The following is a 19603-nucleotide window of genomic DNA, read 5'->3' on the forward strand; positions in this document are numbered from 1 at the left end:
AAATATAACGCCTAAAGCAGCGGCCGTAGTGTAGGCGCGAAGCGCCGAAACGGAGGTCCAGCCCCGAAGGGGCGATGCTGGCTTTACTTGTTATGTGATTGCTTTGGTTCACTTAGTGCTCCACTGAAAATATCCACGACAACTGGGCTAGCATAATGTTGAGACGGAATTTTTTTAGGAAAATCTCTAAATATTAGGTACTTTCCTTCGTCCAAGTACACGAATATTTGATAGTACTTACTATCAATGTATTCTTGTTTCGTAACTTCACTCGATGGATTTCGCAACTTAAATGATTGATAAAAATATGGTCGCGCTATATCTATAGCACTCTCAACTGATATTGCGAACCCATTTCTTTCGGCGCCCATATATATAGGGCTTCCAGCATGACTGAAAGATGAAATTAAGAGAATAAGTAACACCAATATCTTGGATTTCATTTTTCGTTCTCGATTTTCACATAACGCCGCCGTCACTGGACAGCGGTCTGTAGTTGTAATTTATGTTAACGAAGCGGCAGCGAAGTGCATAAATTGCAACGAAGGACTGCTGTTCCGGTGCACGGCTTTGTTATACAAGTCTTCCAGATACAGCTTCAAGGAACATATCTCCCGCTTTAGTTCTCACCAGAATCCGTAAATTTTTATGTTCTGGTGTATTTATTACATCAGCTAATTTTAATTGACATAATAATGTACAAGAATTACTCCAAGGTTGAGGCGAGGAATCGGGATAAATAACCCACTCATCAACTAGATCTTGCGCTCCATGCTGATGATATTTTGAGTATTCTGTTCGTGAAGTAATTGAATCAAGCAAAATAGCATCGTCTCTACCTAGATTTGATAATGTATTTGAAAAGCTTGGATTAATTGGCTTATTTGATAGTTGGCATGATAAAAGGTTGATCCACATTTCACTTAAGACTTCATCAGTTTCTTTTGATGCTTCATCTAACGCAACAATAAAACTTTTAGGGTGGTCAAGCGGTTCAATTTTATCAACTTTACTACATGCCCTTTCTAGAGCATGCACAGCTAATGCTTTCTCAATAGCCACCATATTATCAAACCGCTGCCTAATATATCTCCCCAAGCCATCCGTAGTTTCTGTCACTGGCGCAATCAACTTCTGGAAAGTCTTCAAACTAACATCCGTTGCTTGTAAATACACTTCTTCAGGCACTTTTTCTGCAAGTTTCTCTAAAGCTGACATCGATTTCCCTAAGATGATTCTTTGTATAACGCCCGGCTCAGCTGCCGGAACGGAGTTGATTAATATGTGCTATTAAAGCACATATTAAACGACGCAGTGGAGGTCAGACTGCAGCCGCTTGTTATGAGCTCTGGCACATTACTTTGAAGCAACGACGACAAATATTACAAAAGCCATTACAGCTACAAAAAAAACTGAAATGTCCCTTATGATTGTTATTCGGTCTTTTCGTATGGCCTGTTTTTCGACGAGAATCATTTCTTCTTCTGACAAAGGGTTGGAAACTTTAACCTCATTTCCTTCCGCCAAACTTAGCGCTTCTCTGTGTTGTGATTCGACTAACACCCATACGCCATATGTACGCTGCCCCCAGATAAACCTGTTTGGGTGATGACCAACTCTGGATATCCCGACAAAAGAAGGTATTCCTTCCCTTCTCAATAAGCGAGCAAACTTATTTGCTCTATTCGGTGTCATAAAGTCGACGACTAGCTTCATATCTATGACGGCTCATAACGCCCGGCTCACCAGCGCCCAAACCGGAGAGCTTTTTGTGGTAAAGTAAGCGCAGCGCAACCCACAAAAAGAGCGCAGGTTTGGGCGTCTGCGTGGAGCCGCTTGTTAAGTGCTGACCCACTCAGGGCTAACTCCTGAACGCAAATAGCCATAAATTCTTACGCCATCATTGTGCATGCAATAAGGTACACCAGATTGCCGCAATGCCGTTATTAATAATTGAGTGTTATCTTCTATTTCCGGTTTAACCAAAGCCCCTTTAGGGCGACAGATTAAAGCTCTAATGTTAAGCCACTCAATTTGCTCGCAAGCACCCATGACATGATATAGGTCAGAATCCCAGTAATCCGGGCTTGGCTCAGTTTCATCTAAGTCTTTACGTTGAAAATCTAGAGTAAACTCGATTTTCTGAAACTCTTTAAAAAGGCGATCCCATTTAGTGTTGTTTAGAACACTAGAAATATTTTCACGCTCAATATATCGCTTCAATTTCGATTTAGTATCTAGCTCCATACTCGACTCTTTAGGCACTTAACGCCGCTATAAAAGGCCGGAGCTGTGACGATTGTTTTGTGCTATCAAGCACAAAACGAGCGTTGCAGCGGAGGTCCAGCCAGCATGCTGGCGATTTTTGATCGCTTTGTTATGCATTTTTTAATGCCTCAACCAATAAAGGTTTAGTGTGCTTCTCTACGGGATCACAGCCATCTTGATGATCATATTCGCCCTGGTCAAATGCCTCATATATTGCGTAGCAAGGCTCTACCAAAGGAGCTTTGTTTTCCATTATATAATCCAGCATTACAGGCCAAACACCGTTAATCGCAAAATCCGCATCGCTAAAAGATATTTGACCACTCATAAAGCCTTTAGCAAGATAAATTGAAACCAAATTAAACAGCTCGGGAAGTTCAATATTCATCTCACTTGCGCAAGAATGATAATCTCCATTTTCTTCTTTATCCGCTATTATTTTATCGATAAGTGTTTCAATTTTCATTTTGATGCATAACGCCTCAAACACCGGCTTGGTGAAGTTGGCGGCTTTTTTGGTACAAAAAAGGTGACAGCTTTACCAAGTCCGCGTGCTTTGACTTGTTAACCACTTGGCTACTCACGACACATACCTGTGGGCTCACCATGTTTAAATTTCACCTTCCATTCACCGTAATCATCGCCAGTGAGTTGGAATGCAATTGTAATTTCGTTGCTTTCTATATTTTCTATTTCAAGCCACAATGGATACCAATCTGGGCTATCTATTCCGAGATCGCGATGCTGCCCACTTTCTGTTAAGTATGATTGGGCAAGTTTTATGTAGGACTGCAATCCAGAATAGACTTCACAGACCTTATCTTTAGAAGATTCTCCAAGACCCCAGATCTCTACAGGCACCATGAACTCAAAGTCGTCTATTTGTGTAATCCAATGCGAGGGACTGTTTGGATGACGAAACAAACACTCTATGTTCTTGTAGCTTACTTGTTCTAGTTCCATAACTTTGCTTGGTGGTTAACAATATTATTAAGTCGATAAATCCATGTTTAAACACAGATAAATCCATATTTCACGCTCTTTAGCTAGCGCTCACTTTGCCTACGTAGGCAGTTACCCCTCACTTTACCATATTTTATTTTTTCATCACTGCGTGAAAGGCGGATCGCTCCTGCATATCACTATCCACAGCTTTTTAGGTATCTATTTCTTTGCCCAAAAACAAAAAAGGCCCGCTAGCTAAACGCTGCGGGCCATTAAAGTGGAATAAGACTTATAAAGCCCGACCTAAGTCGGGCAAGGTATTTATTGTGCGGTGAAGGTCATCTTATCGAAGAACCAGTGCCACTTAAGAGTAGAACCTGTTGCTTCAACACGGATGGTGTGCTCACCAGCGCTAATAGCTAAGCCACTAGCAACATCATGTTCAACAAATACGTTGAGGTTATTACCAGTGATCTCAGTTTCTGCTACAGCAACACCGTCGATGTAGATTTTCGCAGCACTATCACCAGCTTCCATTGTAGAAGCGATAAAGCTTAGGTCGTATACACCATCAGCTGGGAAGGTAACGCTATAGTCAGCCCAACCACCAGTTAGGATATGATCAGCAAAGGTGGTTGTCCCCCAGAAAGTACGAGTAGTGAAACCATCTTGAGTACCACCTGTTTGAGCGAAGCTTTCGCCCTCAACAACAATTGGCTGACCAGGGTTGCTTGAAGGTGCAACACTTGGCTCTACTGAAGGCTCAACGCTGGGCTCTACCGAAGGCTCAACACTTGGCTCTGGGCTAGGCTCAGAGATAGATACAAGGTTTAGACTTAGCTTGTCAGCATTCCACTGCCATGCTGAAGCACCCTGGCTCTGTACACGTAGAGTGTAAGTACCAGCAGCAATCGCTACGTTAGAGGCAACGGTTTGTGCTTCATAAGCTTCCCAGCCGCCAGTTTGGCTTAGGCCAGAAGAAGCGATCTCCACACCGTTAAGGCTTACTGCAACACCTAGCTCACCAGTCATTGGCGAAGCAACATCAAGAACAACGTTGTAAGTACCAGCTTGTGCAACTGTTACAGTGTATTCGGCATAGTCGCCTGAGGTGTTGTAGTTAATAGTGCCGCCATTAACGTTAAAGCCATTAATGGTATCACCACCTACTGCAGCGCCATCACGGCCTGTGTTTGTATAAGCTTCTAGCTCAACCACAACACTGCCACCAACAGGAGGCGTGCTAGGTGAAGTTGAAGGCTCAACACTTGGCTCTACTGAAGGCTCAACGCTAGGCTCTACCGAAGGCTCAACACTTGGTTCTACCGAAGGCTCAACACTTGGCTCTACTGAAGGCTCAACGCTAGGCTCTACCGAAGGAATAGGGCTAGGAGTTGGGCAGTTAGGAGCACAAGCTGAAGCTTTCAATAACTGAAGACCAATCTTATCGGCATTCCACTGGAAGGCGCCAGGTGCACCAACAGATAAGATGCGTACAGTGTGAGTACCCGCACTAGGGATATTAATTGCGTTACTTATTACCGTCTCTACATGTGCATCCCAGCCAGCTGTGATAGCTAGTGGAGCAGATGCATTACTAACGCCATCGATAAGAACTTCAATACCAGAGCTCTCCATCGCAGTACCGTAACTTAGAGCAAACTGGTAAATACCTGCATGTTCGAAGTTCCAAGTAAAGTCAGCCCAGTCACCAGTTTGGTTGTAGTTAATATTGCCAGCAGCCGTATTCACTTCAAAACCACCAGTAGAACCACCGGTTTCGTCAAAGCTCTCGGCTTCACGCCATACCATAGTTCCTTGAGGGTTAACTACCTCAACAGAAACCGTATCGTTTAGCAGTGTGCCGTCGATGGTACCAGTGATGGTTGTAGTACCTTCGCTTAGGGCTACGATGTCATTACCAACCACTTCAGCAACAGCAGGGTTGCTTGAAACGTATTTCACGTCCTGTAAAGAAGCGTTAGAAGGCTGAATATTTACCTGAATAGGTAAAGAATCACCGTTAGGCATCAAAGTACTTTCAGGTAGTAGCTCAATGCTATCTGGCATCAATACTTCTAGGTTTACGTTAACACTGGTACGAATGCCGTTACTGGTCTCAGCTGCAACCATAACCGAACCTTCGCCTTTAGCAATCAAGTTACCGCTTTGGTCAATTTCAGCCAAAGAAGCAGGGCTTACAGACCAAGTAACTGAACGATCAGGAGCATGAATTGGGCGAACAGCAACACTAAGCTGCTTCTCAGAACCAACATAAAGCGTACTAGGTACACCAACAATCGCCACGCTATCTGGTGTTAAAGCACTCACAGTAACAGTGGTATTTGTAGTTACGCCACCTGCAGAAGCAGTAATAGTAGTGCTACCAACACCGGTACCTGTTACAACACCGTTAGCATCAACAGATGCAACGCTTGGGTTGTTAGAGGTCCAAGTAGCAACTTTGCTGCTTGCGTTAGCAGGAGCATAAGAAGCCGTGATCGCTTGTGACTTAGACACTTTCAAGTTAAGGCTACTTTCAGCAACACTAAGACCTGTTACAGCAACTTCTTCAGCAGCTGTTGAACGCTCGATATCGGTATCAAAATCCCAAACCTGAATCGCCATTGAAGCCAATTGGCCAGCAGGCAAGAAGCTGAATTCAACAACGTTGTTGCCGTCTGCAGCTAGGTATTCAACAGGGAAAGGGAATTCCAAAGTAGAAAGGATAAGACCGTCTTGGCCTTCACCACGCAAGTCGTTATCAAGTGCAACTTCGTTACCATTGATGGTTAAGCTTGAACGCTCAACACCGCTTTGGCTGAAGTGGCTAAGGAAGTAAGCACCTGTAATACGCAATTGAGCTTCACCTTTAGCAGGCTTAGTCACACCATTTACGTAAGCAGTAATGTTTGAACCGTTGGCGTCAACACGATGAGGTGCTGCTGCAGCTAGAGGCTCAGCGCTGTACTTAGTTTCGTTGTTGTTAAACGAAGGATTGATTGCGCTAGCGTATTCGATATCAAGAATAATGGTTGCATCCGCGCCCACTACTAAAGACTCTGGCAAAGAAGCTAGGCTGGCATCAGCCATAATTGGCTTACCTGTACCATTGCTTACATTGTTATCAGTATCGATTGCTTCGTCTAGGTAAAGGTGACGCATTTCAATACTCTGAATTGCATTGCCATCAATACCGGCCCAGCTCAAATCAACTTCTGTATCAACGGTTTCCATGCTGTTAACGATAACGTACAAGTGGTTTTCACCATTTTGATCGTTGTTGTTAACGTAAGCATCAACCTGAATATCACGGTCGCTTGAGTAGGTATCAATACGAGTACCTTCAACATCACGCCACAATTCATACCAGTGGATCGTAGGGTTAAAGTTCCAAGTACAGTTCGTGTAAGCATCTGCCGTTGATTCACAAGTGCTGTAATCACGATCTAGGATAGACTGGCTATAAGGCTGTTCTTTGCCCAAATCACCCCATGCACCTTTTACAACAACAAAAGGTAAAGACATAGTGATGTAGTCAGGACGCTCCAAGAACTGCATCTGCATTTGTGAGAAAGGCTTTAACTTTTCCCAGCGCATACGAGCGCGGTCAATAGTCGTACCTTGAGTCTGATAAGAGCCCGTTACAGAACCAAATTCTGAAACGATGACTTCTTTCTTAGGACCAGGCACCATCTTGTCGTCGTACCACTCAAGTAAATCCATTACAGCTTCACTGTGAGTACCAGTACGTACGCTGCCGCCTTGAGTGTTCCATAGAGGCCAGTCATACAAGTGAATTGAGTAAAAATCCATGTTTTCGCCAGCGGTGTCTAGGAATTGCTTCCAAACCACATCCCACTGGTACCAGTCACGACTTGTTGCGCTGTCGTTCATGGTTTCTGAAGGACCAAACACTTCGTTGCGGATACGATCTTTTAATACTTGATTGTCGTCGCTATCGGCACCGTAGAACGCAGTCAACAAGGCTTCACCCTGTAAACGTGGCGCACCAAAGGCGGTCGCATCACCTTTATGGAAATCGTGTAGGCCCCAAGTCATACCACCAACTTTAGGTGCTTTATCACCTAGCTTTTCACGAATGGTATCGGCCATCACGTTGTGGTAGCGGAATAACTCTTCCCAAGTATTCACGTGACCTTCAGGGCCCGTGGTGTTCATTTGCATGTCTGGCTCGTTCACAACTTCCCAGTAGTGAGGCATAGGAAGTTTGGCATCATCGCCAACATCACGCAGATAAGCTTCTTCTAGGAATGCAGCAACCCAGTCAGAGGTCTGCTCCATCGTGCGCGGACGCCAAGGGTTTTCAGACTCTTCCGCAGCGGTAAACCAACTGTAGGTAGACCAGTTAGGAAAAGCGGGGTGAGGCTGAGTCGCACCGATCATGTAGTCTGTGCGATCAAAGTATTCTTGTGCATCTTCATACTTGCTTTGAAGATTAGCGTGGTAGCCGTCAACCTGTGTATTTAGGCTTTCGCGGCTGAACTCATCAAGGTGCCCCCAAGGGAACACATCGTCAGCTGCAGGTGGGCGAGTTGTATCACCTTCGGTTTGTTTGAAGTAGTACATAGAGGTACCCGCATCGCGGCCGAAGCTCACGCCGAGTTCCATTAAGTAGTCTAACTTCTCTTTTTCGCCGATAAATTCGTTTTCGATAGGGCTAGCGTGCATGGTAATACGGCGTTCACGTTCAAACTGGTTTGCGCCATTTACAGAGTGTTTCACGTTGGCATTGATATCTACCTGAACCTTGGCCGCAGCAGAAGTGGCCATACCACTTGCAACAACAGAACCAATGACAGCAGCTAAAAGCGCCTTTGGATGCTTGATATACATATGTCCCTCAACATTATTTTTATTTTCAGAGCAATTACTTGCCTGAGGCATAGAGCGGGTCTTTGACCTCTTCTCCACTCACCGAGAGCTCGGTGTCCGACTCCTTACCAGCTCGCCTTCCTTTATTTTTATGCTGCTAGCTGGCTAATGCGGTACATGCAAAGCATGGTGTATTACCGCGTGAACATTTCTAATCCCACCGAAGCAACACCGCACCTCAACGATAAAAGAAATTTGATCAGGCCTTATACTAGACCTCTTAACAATGGCGTCGAGTATGAGTTTTTATTTAGGTATAAGACACTCGCCCATAAATGTAATCGTTTACACAAAAAGCCCCAACTAAAGCGCCAATTTTTAGAACCCAGTTCTCAATTCCATAAGCCTTATTATTTAAAATTCACAAATGTAGTTATAAATAGAGTGCATATATCATTTTGGAATAAGCAAAAAAGGCATAGCATGCCATGTGACCAATTAAGACTAAAGGCAAGTAAAAACCATACTAAAGAATTACAAATAATTGACGTAAATACGCAATTAGCGTCGTCTTTTGCAAAATGCGAACTGTGAAGACTTGCTTAAAAAAAACAAGAAAAACGCATAGAAGGGAGTAAATATAAAGTGCACAAACAGAGAGGACGAATGATGATTCCCCCCTCTCTGGCTCAATATTGAGCAAACTATAAAATATGTAATTCAAATAAAGCAGCCGGAACCGTCGCAGAGGGGTGTTCCAGTTCGATCGCTAGATAGTCTGTATTAATAGGCTTATCAAATAGCTGAGTGTTAATAGATTGATAGTTGCTCCGCTTTTCACAAACGACACTGCCATCGGCCAATAGCACTCGATAGTTCTGCACGCAATATGGGATTTGTGTTTCAGGATGCTGCATTAATACGGTTTCAAGTGCATGATCACTGTCTGTATCAAAAAACAGTTTCAAGCCTTTAAGCTCAACAGGCTGCGGCCAACGCAACTCTAATTTAGGCTGTTTATCGCTAAAATCGGCAACCCATGCATTACTTTTTAGCCAAGGTCGTAAGTGGCCGTTTTTAAGAGAATCAAGCTCAAAGGCATTGAGCGCGGGTGTAAATTGCAGCGCTAAGTTCTGGCCCTTAGGGCGGCGCTCGGGCGTCCAGAATTCAAACTCTTCAAGACCAGAGTTTTCTGGTACACGCTGTTTACCATCATTACTAACCGCTTTATGAACCTTATTAAGTACACTCATCGTGCCTGTAATTAACTGCTCCGAAGTGGCTAACTGAACCTTGTCATTGGCCATAAAACAAATAAAAGCGTAAGCATCTTGCGCTAACTCTACGCCGCTAAAATCAGCATGTAAGTTTTGCTCACCGGCCTCAAGTTCTAGCTCAATCACCGCAAGTGTGACATCTGGTGTATAGTTTTCGGCTTTGGAGCTGATGCGTAATTCACAGCGCACGCTGGTGCCCTCATCAGCTCGGGCACTTAAAGACAGCGAAGGGGCCTGACCTTCACTCAGCGGTACAAGTTGAGCAATACTCTGCTCAAGCGATAAAAATTCTGAAGATGCAGTATAGCCGGCCAAGGCTAAGGTGCTGCTAGCGCTTAAGCTTGCTTGCGCAACCAAGTTGTTACTAGTATCCAGTGCAACACCCGCCAAACCTTGGCCATTTATCATTAAACGCTGCTGTAATTCAGCCATATTATCTGTGGCTAATAAATCCACAGGTTTAAGCTCTTTTTCAACGCACAGCGCTGCAGCTTCACCCACGGCTTGACCACCGTGAGCACAAGTAATCATCACTCGAGTTGAACCAAAAGCCATATGGCTTGCACTGATAATGCGGCCAGCTAAATACAAATTCTCGATATCACGGCTTACAAAACAACGATAAGGTATTTGATACACACCTTTAGAATGGAATTGTGAACAAGCAGGTTTGTCGCTGTAAATACCTTCGGAAGGATGGATATCGATAGCCCAACCGCCATAGCTCACAGCATCATCAAACTGCGTTTGCTCAACAATATCTTGCTGCTTGAGCATGTACTGGCCCTCAAAGCGACGACTCTCTCGCTTACCAGGAACGGTGCCCACCCACTCTAGAGTTAGGTTTTCTACATCTTCAAATTTACCGCTGTTTTTAATGTAATCCCAAATACCGTAAACGATTTTCCACAGCTCAAATTTAATATCTTCACTTTGGTGAATGGTATCGAGTATGCCTCCGTATTCTAGCCACCAGAATTTACAACCGCTGTCATCACCGTGAATATTTTTACAGCGGGGAATTGCCGCTATGTCTTCGTGTTTATATGCAAATTCCGGCGCGGTATAGCTCACAGGCTTATCCATACGCTTGCTGTAGAAAAACAAGGAGTGACCGAGTAAATCTTGACTCGGTTCTTCGTTAGCCAGTAATTCACCAAACTCTTCGCGGGCTTCTGCACCAATGCGAAAGGCCGCACCAGCACCAAAGGCCATGACACCATCACCACTGGCATCACAAAATATAGGGGCAGACAATTTATAGTGTATGGAGTTCTGGCTACAGAAGGCTTCAACACTACTTATGTTGTTTTCATCTTTTTTATTAACCTGATAAACGCTGGTGTTTAACAACAGGGTAATGTTCTCTTCCGCATAAATTTTATCTAACAAGACGGTATCGAAAATAAGAGCATTACCATCTTTGTTACGTTTAAGATTTTCTAACATGATCTCATCAATCACACCGCCCTCGCGTGACCAACGATTGTTATTACCCATATGAGAAGTGGCGCCTAGCGCCCACAATCTAACCTCACTTGATGCATTACCACCAAGTACAGGTCGATCCTGAACCAATACAACCTTAGAGCCTGCTCGCGCTGCACTAATGGCTGCACATACACCGGCAAGACCACCACCAACAACGACAAAATCACAATTTAATTCTTGCTCTTTGTTTGAGCGGGCAAGACCGCTAAATTTTTCAATAATCATTTAATTAAATTCCACGTTTCTTACGCTGCTCGGCAGTTAAAGCTTGAGCAAAATAGACTTCTGGGTCGTGAACCACATCGGTTTCATGACAATCATTCTTCTCACTGTTTTGCAGTAAGTTACAATCAAAACGAGCTAGAAAACTGTATTTCGTTGTTGGGTCTTTTTTATCAGCCATATGACTTAGCCCCCAACTAATACCAATACCGTCGCCAGTATCGTCAAACGCATCAGCAATATAAGGGCCTGCCGCGATAGGCATAAGCTGTGTAACGGACGCGAGATTAAAATTCACTCCGTCCTTACTATATTGAATCGTATTACTTTCATTACCGTTGCGAATGGCTAAGGCTGCGATACCTTCTTTAAAAGGGAAATAACACGTTTCATGGCCCGAGTTTAAAATCGGATTTAAACTATGTTTTTCAAAAGGGCCATGTGGGTTATCTGCTATCGCCAAACCATTACCAACAAGATAATCGGGTCTGTCACCATAAGCTGACTTGTAATACAGATGGATCTTACCTTTATAAACCAATAGGTATGGATCATGAATGGAGAATTGATCCCAGCTACCCGGCTCTCCATTTTCTACAACGATTTCCCCTGTCGCTGTCCAAGGGCCTCGTGGGCTATCAGACCAAGCCATTGTCACTGGACAATGATCGCCTTTAGTACCGCTGGCTTCCATAAAGGCTTGGTAATACAAATAATAACGGCCTTGCCAAACAAGAATATCGGGCGTAGAAATCGAACGCCAACCGAGCTCAGGTTTGCTTGGCCGTTTTACTGCGACACCCTGCTCTTGCCAATGTAGGCCATCTTTACTTGTAGCGTAGAAAATATCCGCTAAATCCCAATCCATAGATGGAATGTCATCTGTACATTGTTCCGCACCACGTGGCGGTAACGGCGTGTGGCGCTTGGTGTACCAAACGTAATACAAACCATCAATTTTAATGATCTTGGAAGGATCTCGGCGGCTTACAGTGCCGTCGCTGTTGCTATAATCTAAGCCTTCAACGCGGGTATATTTAAAGCTTGAAAATAAATCATTATCTTCGGGCCTAGGCGTTTGATAATTTTCATATAAACGCTGCATCGCCGCACTTAAAGGCCTGTCGGGTTTCGTTTGTGGAATATCCCAGGGAAAAGCGCCCTGCTCTAGCTTACTCACTGCTAACCTCACTTAGCTCATCGATAGCACGCTGACGGCACTGAGACTGTTGCTCTTCACTCAAACTCTGTGCAAAAAATACTTCCGGCGCGTGAATCACATCGGTTTCTTTCATATCTGTGTTGCTGCCTCCCTGTACAAGGTTGCAATCAAAACGCCCTAAATAACTATGCTTAGTTGTTGGATCTTTTTTATCGGCAAAGTGACATAGGCCCCAGCGTATGCCTTTACCATTTTTAGTATCAATAAAGGCCTCTGGATTATAAGCTTTGGCACCAACGGGCATCATTTGTGTGACAGAGGCAATCTTAAAATTCACACCATCGGCTGACCATTGGATCGTATTAGTTTCATTACCATTGCGAATGGCAAAAGCAGCAATGCCTTCTTTAAACGGAAAATACGTTGTCTCGTGCCCCGAGTTTAATATGGGATTTAAGGGGTGTTTTTCAAAAGGCCCTAGAGGGTTATCGGCAATAGCCAAACCATTAACACAAAGGTATTCAGGTCGGTCGCCAAAAGCGGCTTTATAATAAAGAAAAATCTTTCCATCACGGACTAATAACGACGGGCCATGAATGGAATATTGATCCCAAGATCCTGGCTCTCCGTTTTCGATAATTTCTTTATCAATTCGAGTCCAAGGTCCGTCTGGGCTATCCGCACTGGCCATAGCGACAGGGCAGTTATCCCCCTTTAACATGCTTGGTTCATTAAAAGTCTGATAATAGAGGTAATAACGCCCTTGCCAACAAAGAATGTCTGGCGTTGCTACTGAGCGCCAGCCAAGCGTAGGTTTATCTGGCCGATTAATAGCAACACCCTGCTCCTGCCAAGTAAAACCATCTTCGCTGGTGGCGTAAAAAATATCGGCAAGGTCCCAATCCGTAGACGGAACAGTGTCACTGCAATGTTGCGCACCACGCGGAGGAAGCTCAGTATGCCTTTTGGTATACCAAACATAATAACGGCCATTGGCTTTAATTATTTTCGAAGGGTCACGACGGCTAATACAACCGTCATGCCCTCCATAATCTAAGCCTTCGAGTTTTGTGTACTTAAAACTAGTAAATAGATCATTGTCTTCAGGGCGCGGACTTAAGTAGTTGTCGTACATACGCTCCATCGCCTCACTCAAAGGCCTGTCCGGTTTACTCTGGGGAATATCCCAAGGAAATGACTTAAACTCTGTCTTAGTTGGCATTTGTTATTTCACCTACCAAGTTGTTTTTTTGATTAGCACTGTTTTTTTGATTGGCGCTGCTCTTTTGATTGGACCTGTTCTTTAGAAGCAAGGCTATACCTACAAGTAATATTAAAGCGCCCATAGACGCCACAACCAACGCGCCTTTTTCAGCAACCGCCGATAGGGATAGCATAATCACGCCTGTTGCGCCTATGCCCATAGCAATCACTTTTACGCCGTGATAATTATCACCCTCGTGATCCGCGCTAAGCTCAGAAACTTTCTCTACTTCTAACTTTTCAGCAACAATGGTTTCATAGTTTTTATAACACTGAGGCACACCACGCTTACGCGCAATAACTTCAAACACAGTAAGGATAACAACGGGCGTTAATACACCAAGTAACATTTCTTCGGCTCGATCAAGCTTAAAGTCAAACAGTACAGGCGATAAAAACTTGAAATAAGCATTGATGCTAAGGGTCACAATACTGGTGGTTAAGATATTTCGACCGGTCTGATATTTAGAAAAAAGAAGCCAAATTGGCGGTAAAAATAACGCACCGCCAGTCAGCGCCGCCATCGTCATCACCACCTCAACAACGCCGCCCATTAATGGCACCAATAGAGCAACCCCTATCGTTACCATACCCAGACATATCGTCGCCATTCGACCAAAAAACACCATCGACTTTTCTGATGCCTGAGGTTTAAACAAGCGATATACATCGTTAGTTAAGACGCCCGCTGTGATATTTAAGGCAGTGTTAATAGAGCTTGAGGTTGCGAAAATCATACCGCCTAGCATCAAACCCAACATACCGACAGGCAGCACCTCTTTACACATCAACAAATAAGCGCCTTCATCAGCATTACCACTTAGATCGGGGTTAACCGTACGATAAAGCATCGGAGCTAACATCCAAACCAAAGGGCTAATACAATACAAAGCTGAGAATAACCAACCTACTTTCTTGGCATCTTGCGGTGAAGCCACGCTGGTGTAGCGCTGAATATAGGCCCAGTTACCAGCAATAAAGAAAAGATTGTAGAGGCCAAAGGCAAAAATAAAGGTCCAGGTATATTCACCGTTTGTTAAGTTAAAGAAACCTTCTGGAGCCTTTTCAACAAAAGTAGAAAAGCCACCTACATGATCAAGTGCTAGAGGCACAACAATTAATACTGCGGCTGTTAAAACAACAAACTGAAGTATGTCGGTAACAATAACCGCCCATAAACCGCCCACAGCGGTATAGAGCAGAATAATAATACCTAGCGCCACAACGGTTAGCGTTATAGGAAGGCCCGTACTGACCTCAACTATTTTCGCAACAGGGTATAAAAAAGCGCCTGTAGAGAAAGTGGCAATGCTTAAGAAAATAACGGTGTAGGTTTTTTGAACGGATCCACCTACTCGTTCTTTAATATATTGTGCAGCGGTTAAGGTTTTTGTTTTTTGCCAACGAGGCGCAATAAAAAATCCGATTAATAAACCGGCAATACACATGGTCCACTGTATCGTTATTGCGACCCAACCCGAGGTGTACGCAATAGAGCCCCAAACAACAAAAGTACCCGCCGAGAAAAAGCTCATAAATAGAGACAGGCCACTCATCCACCAGGGCAATGCCCCTCCGGCGGCAAAAAACCCACTCATATTCTTACCGGAGGATGAAAAGCTAGTGCCGCAAACAACAACCAAGATGGTAAAAATGGCGATGACGCCAAGATCGATACTACCCATAATTATTCTTCTTTATTAAAAAAATCGCCCTCCCCTAACGGTTCGGGCGCAACATCCAAGGTTTAATCTTTAGGGGTGTAATAACGCACCCAGTCAACTTTCATACTCGTGCCATCAATGGCATCGGTAACTGGCCCTGCTATATCCACTTTTAAAATCGCTAAACTGAAAAGCATGGTGGTCTCACTAAAACAAACATCGTTACGCATTTCGTGAAAAAGCTCACCGTCTTTATAAAAACGAAAATAATCTTCATCCCACTGCAGGCCAAAGACATGCCACTGAGTTGCGTAATCTGATACCTCTTTCGCGGCATCAAACTCTGTTAGCTCGATCCAATCTTTACCATCGTGATATTGAATTTTGTAGTCGGCAATTAGGTTTCGATACTTGCCTTTTTCAGCGCCAAACTCTTGTAACCAACCATTAGCAAACTGTACAGCGCCAATTTCCTTGGCTTCATCCCAGTTTAATTCCAACAGTTTGGGACCGTCTTTCTTAGACACCCACCGTGTTTCCATGCGGCCATCAATGGCGAACGCCTCTTCTGACGGAAGCTTGTTATAAATACCATTTGTTTTTAGTGAGGTATCTTTCGCAAGTGCGTGATTCACTAATGTACTGTCGTACTCTGCGTCTAAGGCTTTGGGATAGCTATCCGACGGGGCAAAGACTCTAAACTCACTAATATGCAAAGAAGATGGGTTACTTGAGATTAAACGCAGCTTTTTCGTCTTAATAGGTTTTTCAAGGGTAAGGTGATGACCCGGATCACCATCTAAGGTGTGATGTAACTGGTTATCGTGATGCATTTTTTTGCCATTTGGCAAAGTCCACGTATCTGTCCAGTTATGGATATTGCTATTGATGATATTTGGGTAGTGCCCCTCGTTCACATCAATTTCACAAGCTTTTTGCCCCTCTTTGACACCTTGTTTGGGCCAAAACCAGAAGCTGTTATTGGTGCCGTAAGCCTCGGCATATTTCATACGCGCTTCGTAATAGCCGTAATGGAAGGCACGTTTAGACCAAATATTACCCGTCGTCCAAGGCTGGCTGTCGTCAATGCGAGTTTCTTTTTTGGCCAACAAATGTAAAACACCATCCTCGACCTTGGCATTATCTCGCCAACGGCTGCTTAAGACCCATGGGTTTTCGGTAGCGCCATTTTGACTAACCCAGTTCTTATCAAGCTGCTTATCGGCATAGTTAAACTCATCAGACCACTCTAGATCCCAGTTACTTAAGTCGATGCTTTGCTTGTCTGCTTGGGCAAAATTAACACTTAAACTCAAGCCAACTAAAGCCAGTGCTGTTAAGGTTTTAGTGCTCATTAAATGGCGCTCCGCTTATTTACTTTTTTATTAGTGTTTCGACTTCTCTAATTGACACAAAGAATAAGGGAGCTATTGAGCTAAAGTGATTTAAGGCACGAAATGGCTAGTACTAATCACAGCAGACGTACCCCATAGTGAAGCCATAGCTAGAAAAGCAAAATGGGCGCTTAAAGGGTTTCTGAGGTAGGAATACCGAAGCAAGCCTATAGGGATATATTTACGGCGCCTCTGAATAGATCGACTTAAACACCCACGACCACACTGAAAATAAAGCGAAATCCCAACAATAAAAACTAAGCAATGTCCTACAGCAGGCTGCAACGCACCACACAAGGTCTTCCATAATAGAGCCAGAGCTAGAAAAGCAAAGTGGGCGCTTAAGTCGGTCTATAAAGGGTTTCTGAGGTAGGGATACCGAAGCAAAGCCTATAGGGATATATTTACGGCGTCCCTGAATAGATCGACTTAAACACCCTCGACTACACTGAGAATAAAGCGAAGTCCCAACAATCAAAACTAAGCAACGCCCTACAGCAGGCTGCAACGCACCACACAAGGTCCTCCATAATAGAGTCAGAGCTAGACAGCAAAGTGGGCGCTTAAGTCGATCTATAAAGGGTTTCTGAGGTGGGGATACCGAAGCGAAGCCTATAGGGATATATTTACGGCGTCCCTGAATAGATCGACTTAAACACCCACGACCACACTACAAATAAAACACTGCCCTCGAGCACCAAACCATGGCACCACAATGAGCAGCGTATCCTGCCAATTTATTCACCGAACCTGCGTTCATAAAGCGTTTCATTGAGCTCGGTAACGGCATCAACCAAAGGTTGATAGGGGATATCGGTTGCCGCTACAAAACCTACGTTGTAATTCTCACCATCATAAGCACGACCCGTTAACGGTGAATCGATATATTGAAACCAATGTGTACCTACGTAATAAGGATTATCGAGTGCACTGTATACATAGTCTTGATATTTACGGCCGCGATCCGCTTGATCTTCAGCGTGCAACAAACCCGGATTTAGCAAACCAGAATCCATAGAACCATTGTGGAACTCACCAATAATGCTCGGCATATCCAAATCCTCTAGGAAGGCCCAATAACCATCATTGATAGACTCGCGATAGTAGTTGTAACTCATCACATCCACATACTGAGCGGCAGCGGCTCTAACTTCTGGTGTCATTGCCCAGTGAGCAAAACGAGGCCCCATATACATATGATTAGGCATAGCTTTACTTAGCTCGGCATCAACCTGCTTAAAGTAAGAGTCGGCATAAATAAATAACAAGTCAGATAGATCGGCAAGTAAGGCCTTATTATCGAGACTCTCTAGCTCAAGACCTTTAGCAAAATCAGCCCACGATGCCTCGTCAACAGCCCACGCCTTATTTAAGCTGGCAATGTTTTTATATTTCGCCTTCATTTTATCGACAAACACCGCTTTTAATGGGCTCTGTGCAGCATCAAGCTTTAAACCGTTGATCGCAATACCGTAACGAAGAGCCGGACTGCCCTCAGTGCCCCAACTTTTTTCGTTGTCGATAAACACCCCCACACACCAAGGGTTGTCTTGAACCTCGTCGGCAATCTGCTTAACCGTCGCTTTAACTCGCTCGCCAAATACTGGGTCAAAAGGATCCGGCATCGGCCCCCAATAATCATTAGCACTGCTCACTGTTTTAAAGTCACCAATAATCCAACCATTAGCAAAATACGGAAGCCTATCCATTTGGTAATAACTTGGATCGACCCAGTTGCCAAAAGAAGTAAAGCCCCAAGTGTGCATACGCTTAATCGTCGTATCACGCCACTGACTCATCAGCGCCTGCTCATCCTGCGTGCCAAATTTTCGTGCAAGGTTGGCGCGGTAAAAACTGAAAGTTTCACCACGCTCTATAGCGCCGATGTGAACCTCACGGCGATAACCAAAACTAGCTGCCTCTTCGCTATTGTAATCAGGCAACCAAGTAAACATATTAGCCCTAAGCTCTGAACTTACTTTACGTGTTGGCCACGCCTGTTTAGGCACACGATTCAAACCAACAGAATCTTCTGGGGTATCGTCATCAGCTTTGCGTTCAGGAATTAGACTGTGATCAAAGTCGTAACCGGTGATGGTTGAGGTATTCGCCATACGAATATTGGCAATGCCGTTAGACCAAAATAAATAGCCCTCGGGATCAACCAGAGACCATTTACCATCAATTTTTTCAGTTCGGTAATAGCCCGTCGCTTCAAGTTTAGGACCCGCTAACCAGCCATTATATTTGGAGCGCCCCTCAAGTGGCTTATCACGTAGGGCCGCTTGCTCTTTCTTAGAGATCTCAAGCAGTTCATCAAGACTGTGTACTTTATCAGGGAAGTCAATCTTGGCATTTTGCCCAAATTGATCCACCAGACCGTGCAAATAATGCTCTTCCACGAACTGCTGGCTGAGCACACGTACATTATCAAGAATTAAACGCTTATCATCCGGTACAGCCATAACCTTAATGGCCACTTCAGTGATTGCCGAAGTGTCTAAGCCTTCTTTATTGCCACCACGCCAAATAGTCTGCACATAATCCCCCTGCCAGCTAGCAGGGTTGTTTCGCATACCTGTATTTACTTGTAGCGCAGGAACATCTAATTCAATTAAATAACTCAGATCGGACTCAGCCGGCACCACAACATTACGCAAATGGAAATTGCCCGCACTGTCATAGACGTAGATATATATGTGCGTTGACGTGCTCTGAGGATTATAAAGATCAACGGCAAGACTAGGGTGCTCTACTTGAGAAAAATCCCAAGGCTTAACAGGCTTCAAAGAGAAAGAGGCCGTATCCACCTCGGAACTCGCCAAATGAATATCATAAGCGTGGCCACTGGCGTTTTTAATTATTTTCGCCGTCGCATGACTTAAAGATACACTCTTGCTATCTTCACCGCTTTCAAAATCTAACAGCGTTGCCTGCTTCTTATGACTGGCCACCTGCACGGTCTTGGCCGTTTCTTTCCCAGAACATGCAGAAAAGATAAGTGCTGTAGCGGGAATGGATACGATCGCTAGGGCCGTTAATACCCTTTTAGTTATTGCTGTCATTGTTATTCTCAAATAC

At 44.3% G+C, this 19603-nt stretch carries 12 protein-coding genes; all 12 read right to left on the minus strand.

Annotated elements, in window-relative coordinates:
* Positions 1 to 573: 573 nt before the first annotated feature.
* Complete coding sequence (locus tag AB1S55_RS02555; protein ID WP_370980219.1) at positions 574 to 1218, minus strand: hypothetical protein; 645 nt, start codon at positions 1216 to 1218, stop codon at positions 574 to 576.
* A gap of 138 nt (positions 1219 to 1356) precedes the next feature.
* Positions 1357 to 1716 (minus strand): hypothetical protein, encoded by a 360-nt coding sequence (locus AB1S55_RS02560; protein ID WP_370980220.1) that lies wholly within the window; start codon positions 1714 to 1716, stop codon positions 1357 to 1359.
* 123 nt (positions 1717 to 1839) lie between these two features.
* Positions 1840 to 2247, minus strand: coding sequence for a DUF6678 family protein (locus tag AB1S55_RS02565; protein WP_370980221.1), 408 nt, complete (start codon positions 2245 to 2247; stop codon positions 1840 to 1842).
* Positions 2248 to 2377: 130 nt separating this feature from the next.
* Positions 2378 to 2734, minus strand: coding sequence for a hypothetical protein (locus AB1S55_RS02570; RefSeq protein ID WP_370980222.1), 357 nt, complete (start codon positions 2732 to 2734; stop codon positions 2378 to 2380).
* 110 nt (positions 2735 to 2844) lie between these two features.
* On the minus strand, positions 2845 to 3231 hold the full coding sequence (locus AB1S55_RS02575) for a hypothetical protein (RefSeq protein WP_370980223.1): 387 nt from the start codon (positions 3229 to 3231) through the stop codon (positions 2845 to 2847).
* Between the two features lie 303 nt (positions 3232 to 3534).
* Positions 3535 to 8121, minus strand: coding sequence for an Ig-like domain-containing protein (locus AB1S55_RS02580; protein ID WP_370980224.1), 4587 nt, complete (start codon positions 8119 to 8121; stop codon positions 3535 to 3537).
* Between the two features lie 632 nt (positions 8122 to 8753).
* Positions 8754 to 11042 carry an FAD-dependent oxidoreductase gene (locus AB1S55_RS02585; RefSeq protein WP_370980225.1) on the minus strand — a complete coding sequence of 763 codons (2289 nt, stop codon included), beginning with the start codon at positions 11040 to 11042 and terminating at the stop codon, positions 8754 to 8756.
* A 4-nt stretch (positions 11043 to 11046) separates the two neighbouring features.
* Positions 11047 to 12219 (minus strand): glycoside hydrolase family 117 protein, encoded by a 1173-nt coding sequence (locus AB1S55_RS02590; protein WP_370980226.1) that lies wholly within the window; start codon positions 12217 to 12219, stop codon positions 11047 to 11049.
* The gene (locus tag AB1S55_RS02595) at positions 12212 to 13423 is read right to left on the minus strand and encodes a glycoside hydrolase family 117 protein (protein ID WP_370980227.1); all 1212 of its coding nucleotides are present in this window, start codon (positions 13421 to 13423) and stop codon (positions 12212 to 12214) included. Before AB1S55_RS02595 ends, AB1S55_RS02590 begins: the two co-directional genes overlap by 8 nt.
* Positions 13413 to 15149 (minus strand): sodium:solute symporter family protein, encoded by a 1737-nt coding sequence (locus tag AB1S55_RS02600; protein WP_370980228.1) that lies wholly within the window; start codon positions 15147 to 15149, stop codon positions 13413 to 13415. Before AB1S55_RS02600 ends, AB1S55_RS02595 begins: the two co-directional genes overlap by 11 nt.
* A gap of 62 nt (positions 15150 to 15211) precedes the next feature.
* A complete protein-coding gene (locus AB1S55_RS02605) occupies positions 15212 to 16483 on the minus strand; it encodes a family 16 glycosylhydrolase (protein ID WP_370980229.1) in 1272 nt (423 codons plus the stop codon).
* A gap of 776 nt (positions 16484 to 17259) precedes the next feature.
* Positions 17260 to 19587 (minus strand): agarase, encoded by a 2328-nt coding sequence (locus AB1S55_RS02610; protein WP_370980230.1) that lies wholly within the window; start codon positions 19585 to 19587, stop codon positions 17260 to 17262.
* Positions 19588 to 19603 lie beyond the last annotated feature (16 nt).

This window comes from Agaribacterium sp. ZY112 (genome assembly GCF_041346925.1).
GTDB lineage: Bacteria > Pseudomonadota > Gammaproteobacteria > Pseudomonadales > Cellvibrionaceae > Agaribacterium.

What these genes read in the sequence shown, in the direction of transcription:
- AB1S55_RS02555 (WP_370980219.1), bottom strand. Translation starts at nt 1,218, where the DNA reads ATGTCAGCTTTAGAGAAACTTGCAGAAAAAGTGCCTGAAGAAGTGTAT.
- AB1S55_RS02560 (WP_370980220.1), bottom strand. Translation starts at nt 1,716, where the DNA reads ATGAAGCTAGTCGTCGACTTTATGACACCGAATAGAGCAAATAAGTTT.
- AB1S55_RS02565 (WP_370980221.1), bottom strand. Translation starts at nt 2,247, where the DNA reads ATGGAGCTAGATACTAAATCGAAATTGAAGCGATATATTGAGCGTGAA.
- AB1S55_RS02570 (WP_370980222.1), bottom strand. Translation starts at nt 2,734, where the DNA reads ATGAAAATTGAAACACTTATCGATAAAATAATAGCGGATAAAGAAGAA.
- AB1S55_RS02575 (WP_370980223.1), bottom strand. Translation starts at nt 3,231, where the DNA reads ATGGAACTAGAACAAGTAAGCTACAAGAACATAGAGTGTTTGTTTCGT.
- AB1S55_RS02580 (WP_370980224.1), bottom strand. Translation starts at nt 8,121, where the DNA reads ATGCCTCAGGCAAGTAATTGCTCTGAAAATAAAAATAATGTTGAGGGA.
- AB1S55_RS02585 (WP_370980225.1), bottom strand. Translation starts at nt 11,042, where the DNA reads ATGATTATTGAAAAATTTAGCGGTCTTGCCCGCTCAAACAAAGAGCAA.
- AB1S55_RS02595 (WP_370980227.1), bottom strand. Translation starts at nt 13,423, where the DNA reads ATGCCAACTAAGACAGAGTTTAAGTCATTTCCTTGGGATATTCCCCAG.
- AB1S55_RS02600 (WP_370980228.1), bottom strand. Translation starts at nt 15,149, where the DNA reads ATGGGTAGTATCGATCTTGGCGTCATCGCCATTTTTACCATCTTGGTT.
- AB1S55_RS02605 (WP_370980229.1), bottom strand. Translation starts at nt 16,483, where the DNA reads ATGAGCACTAAAACCTTAACAGCACTGGCTTTAGTTGGCTTGAGTTTA.
- AB1S55_RS02610 (WP_370980230.1), bottom strand. Translation starts at nt 19,587, where the DNA reads ATGACAGCAATAACTAAAAGGGTATTAACGGCCCTAGCGATCGTATCC.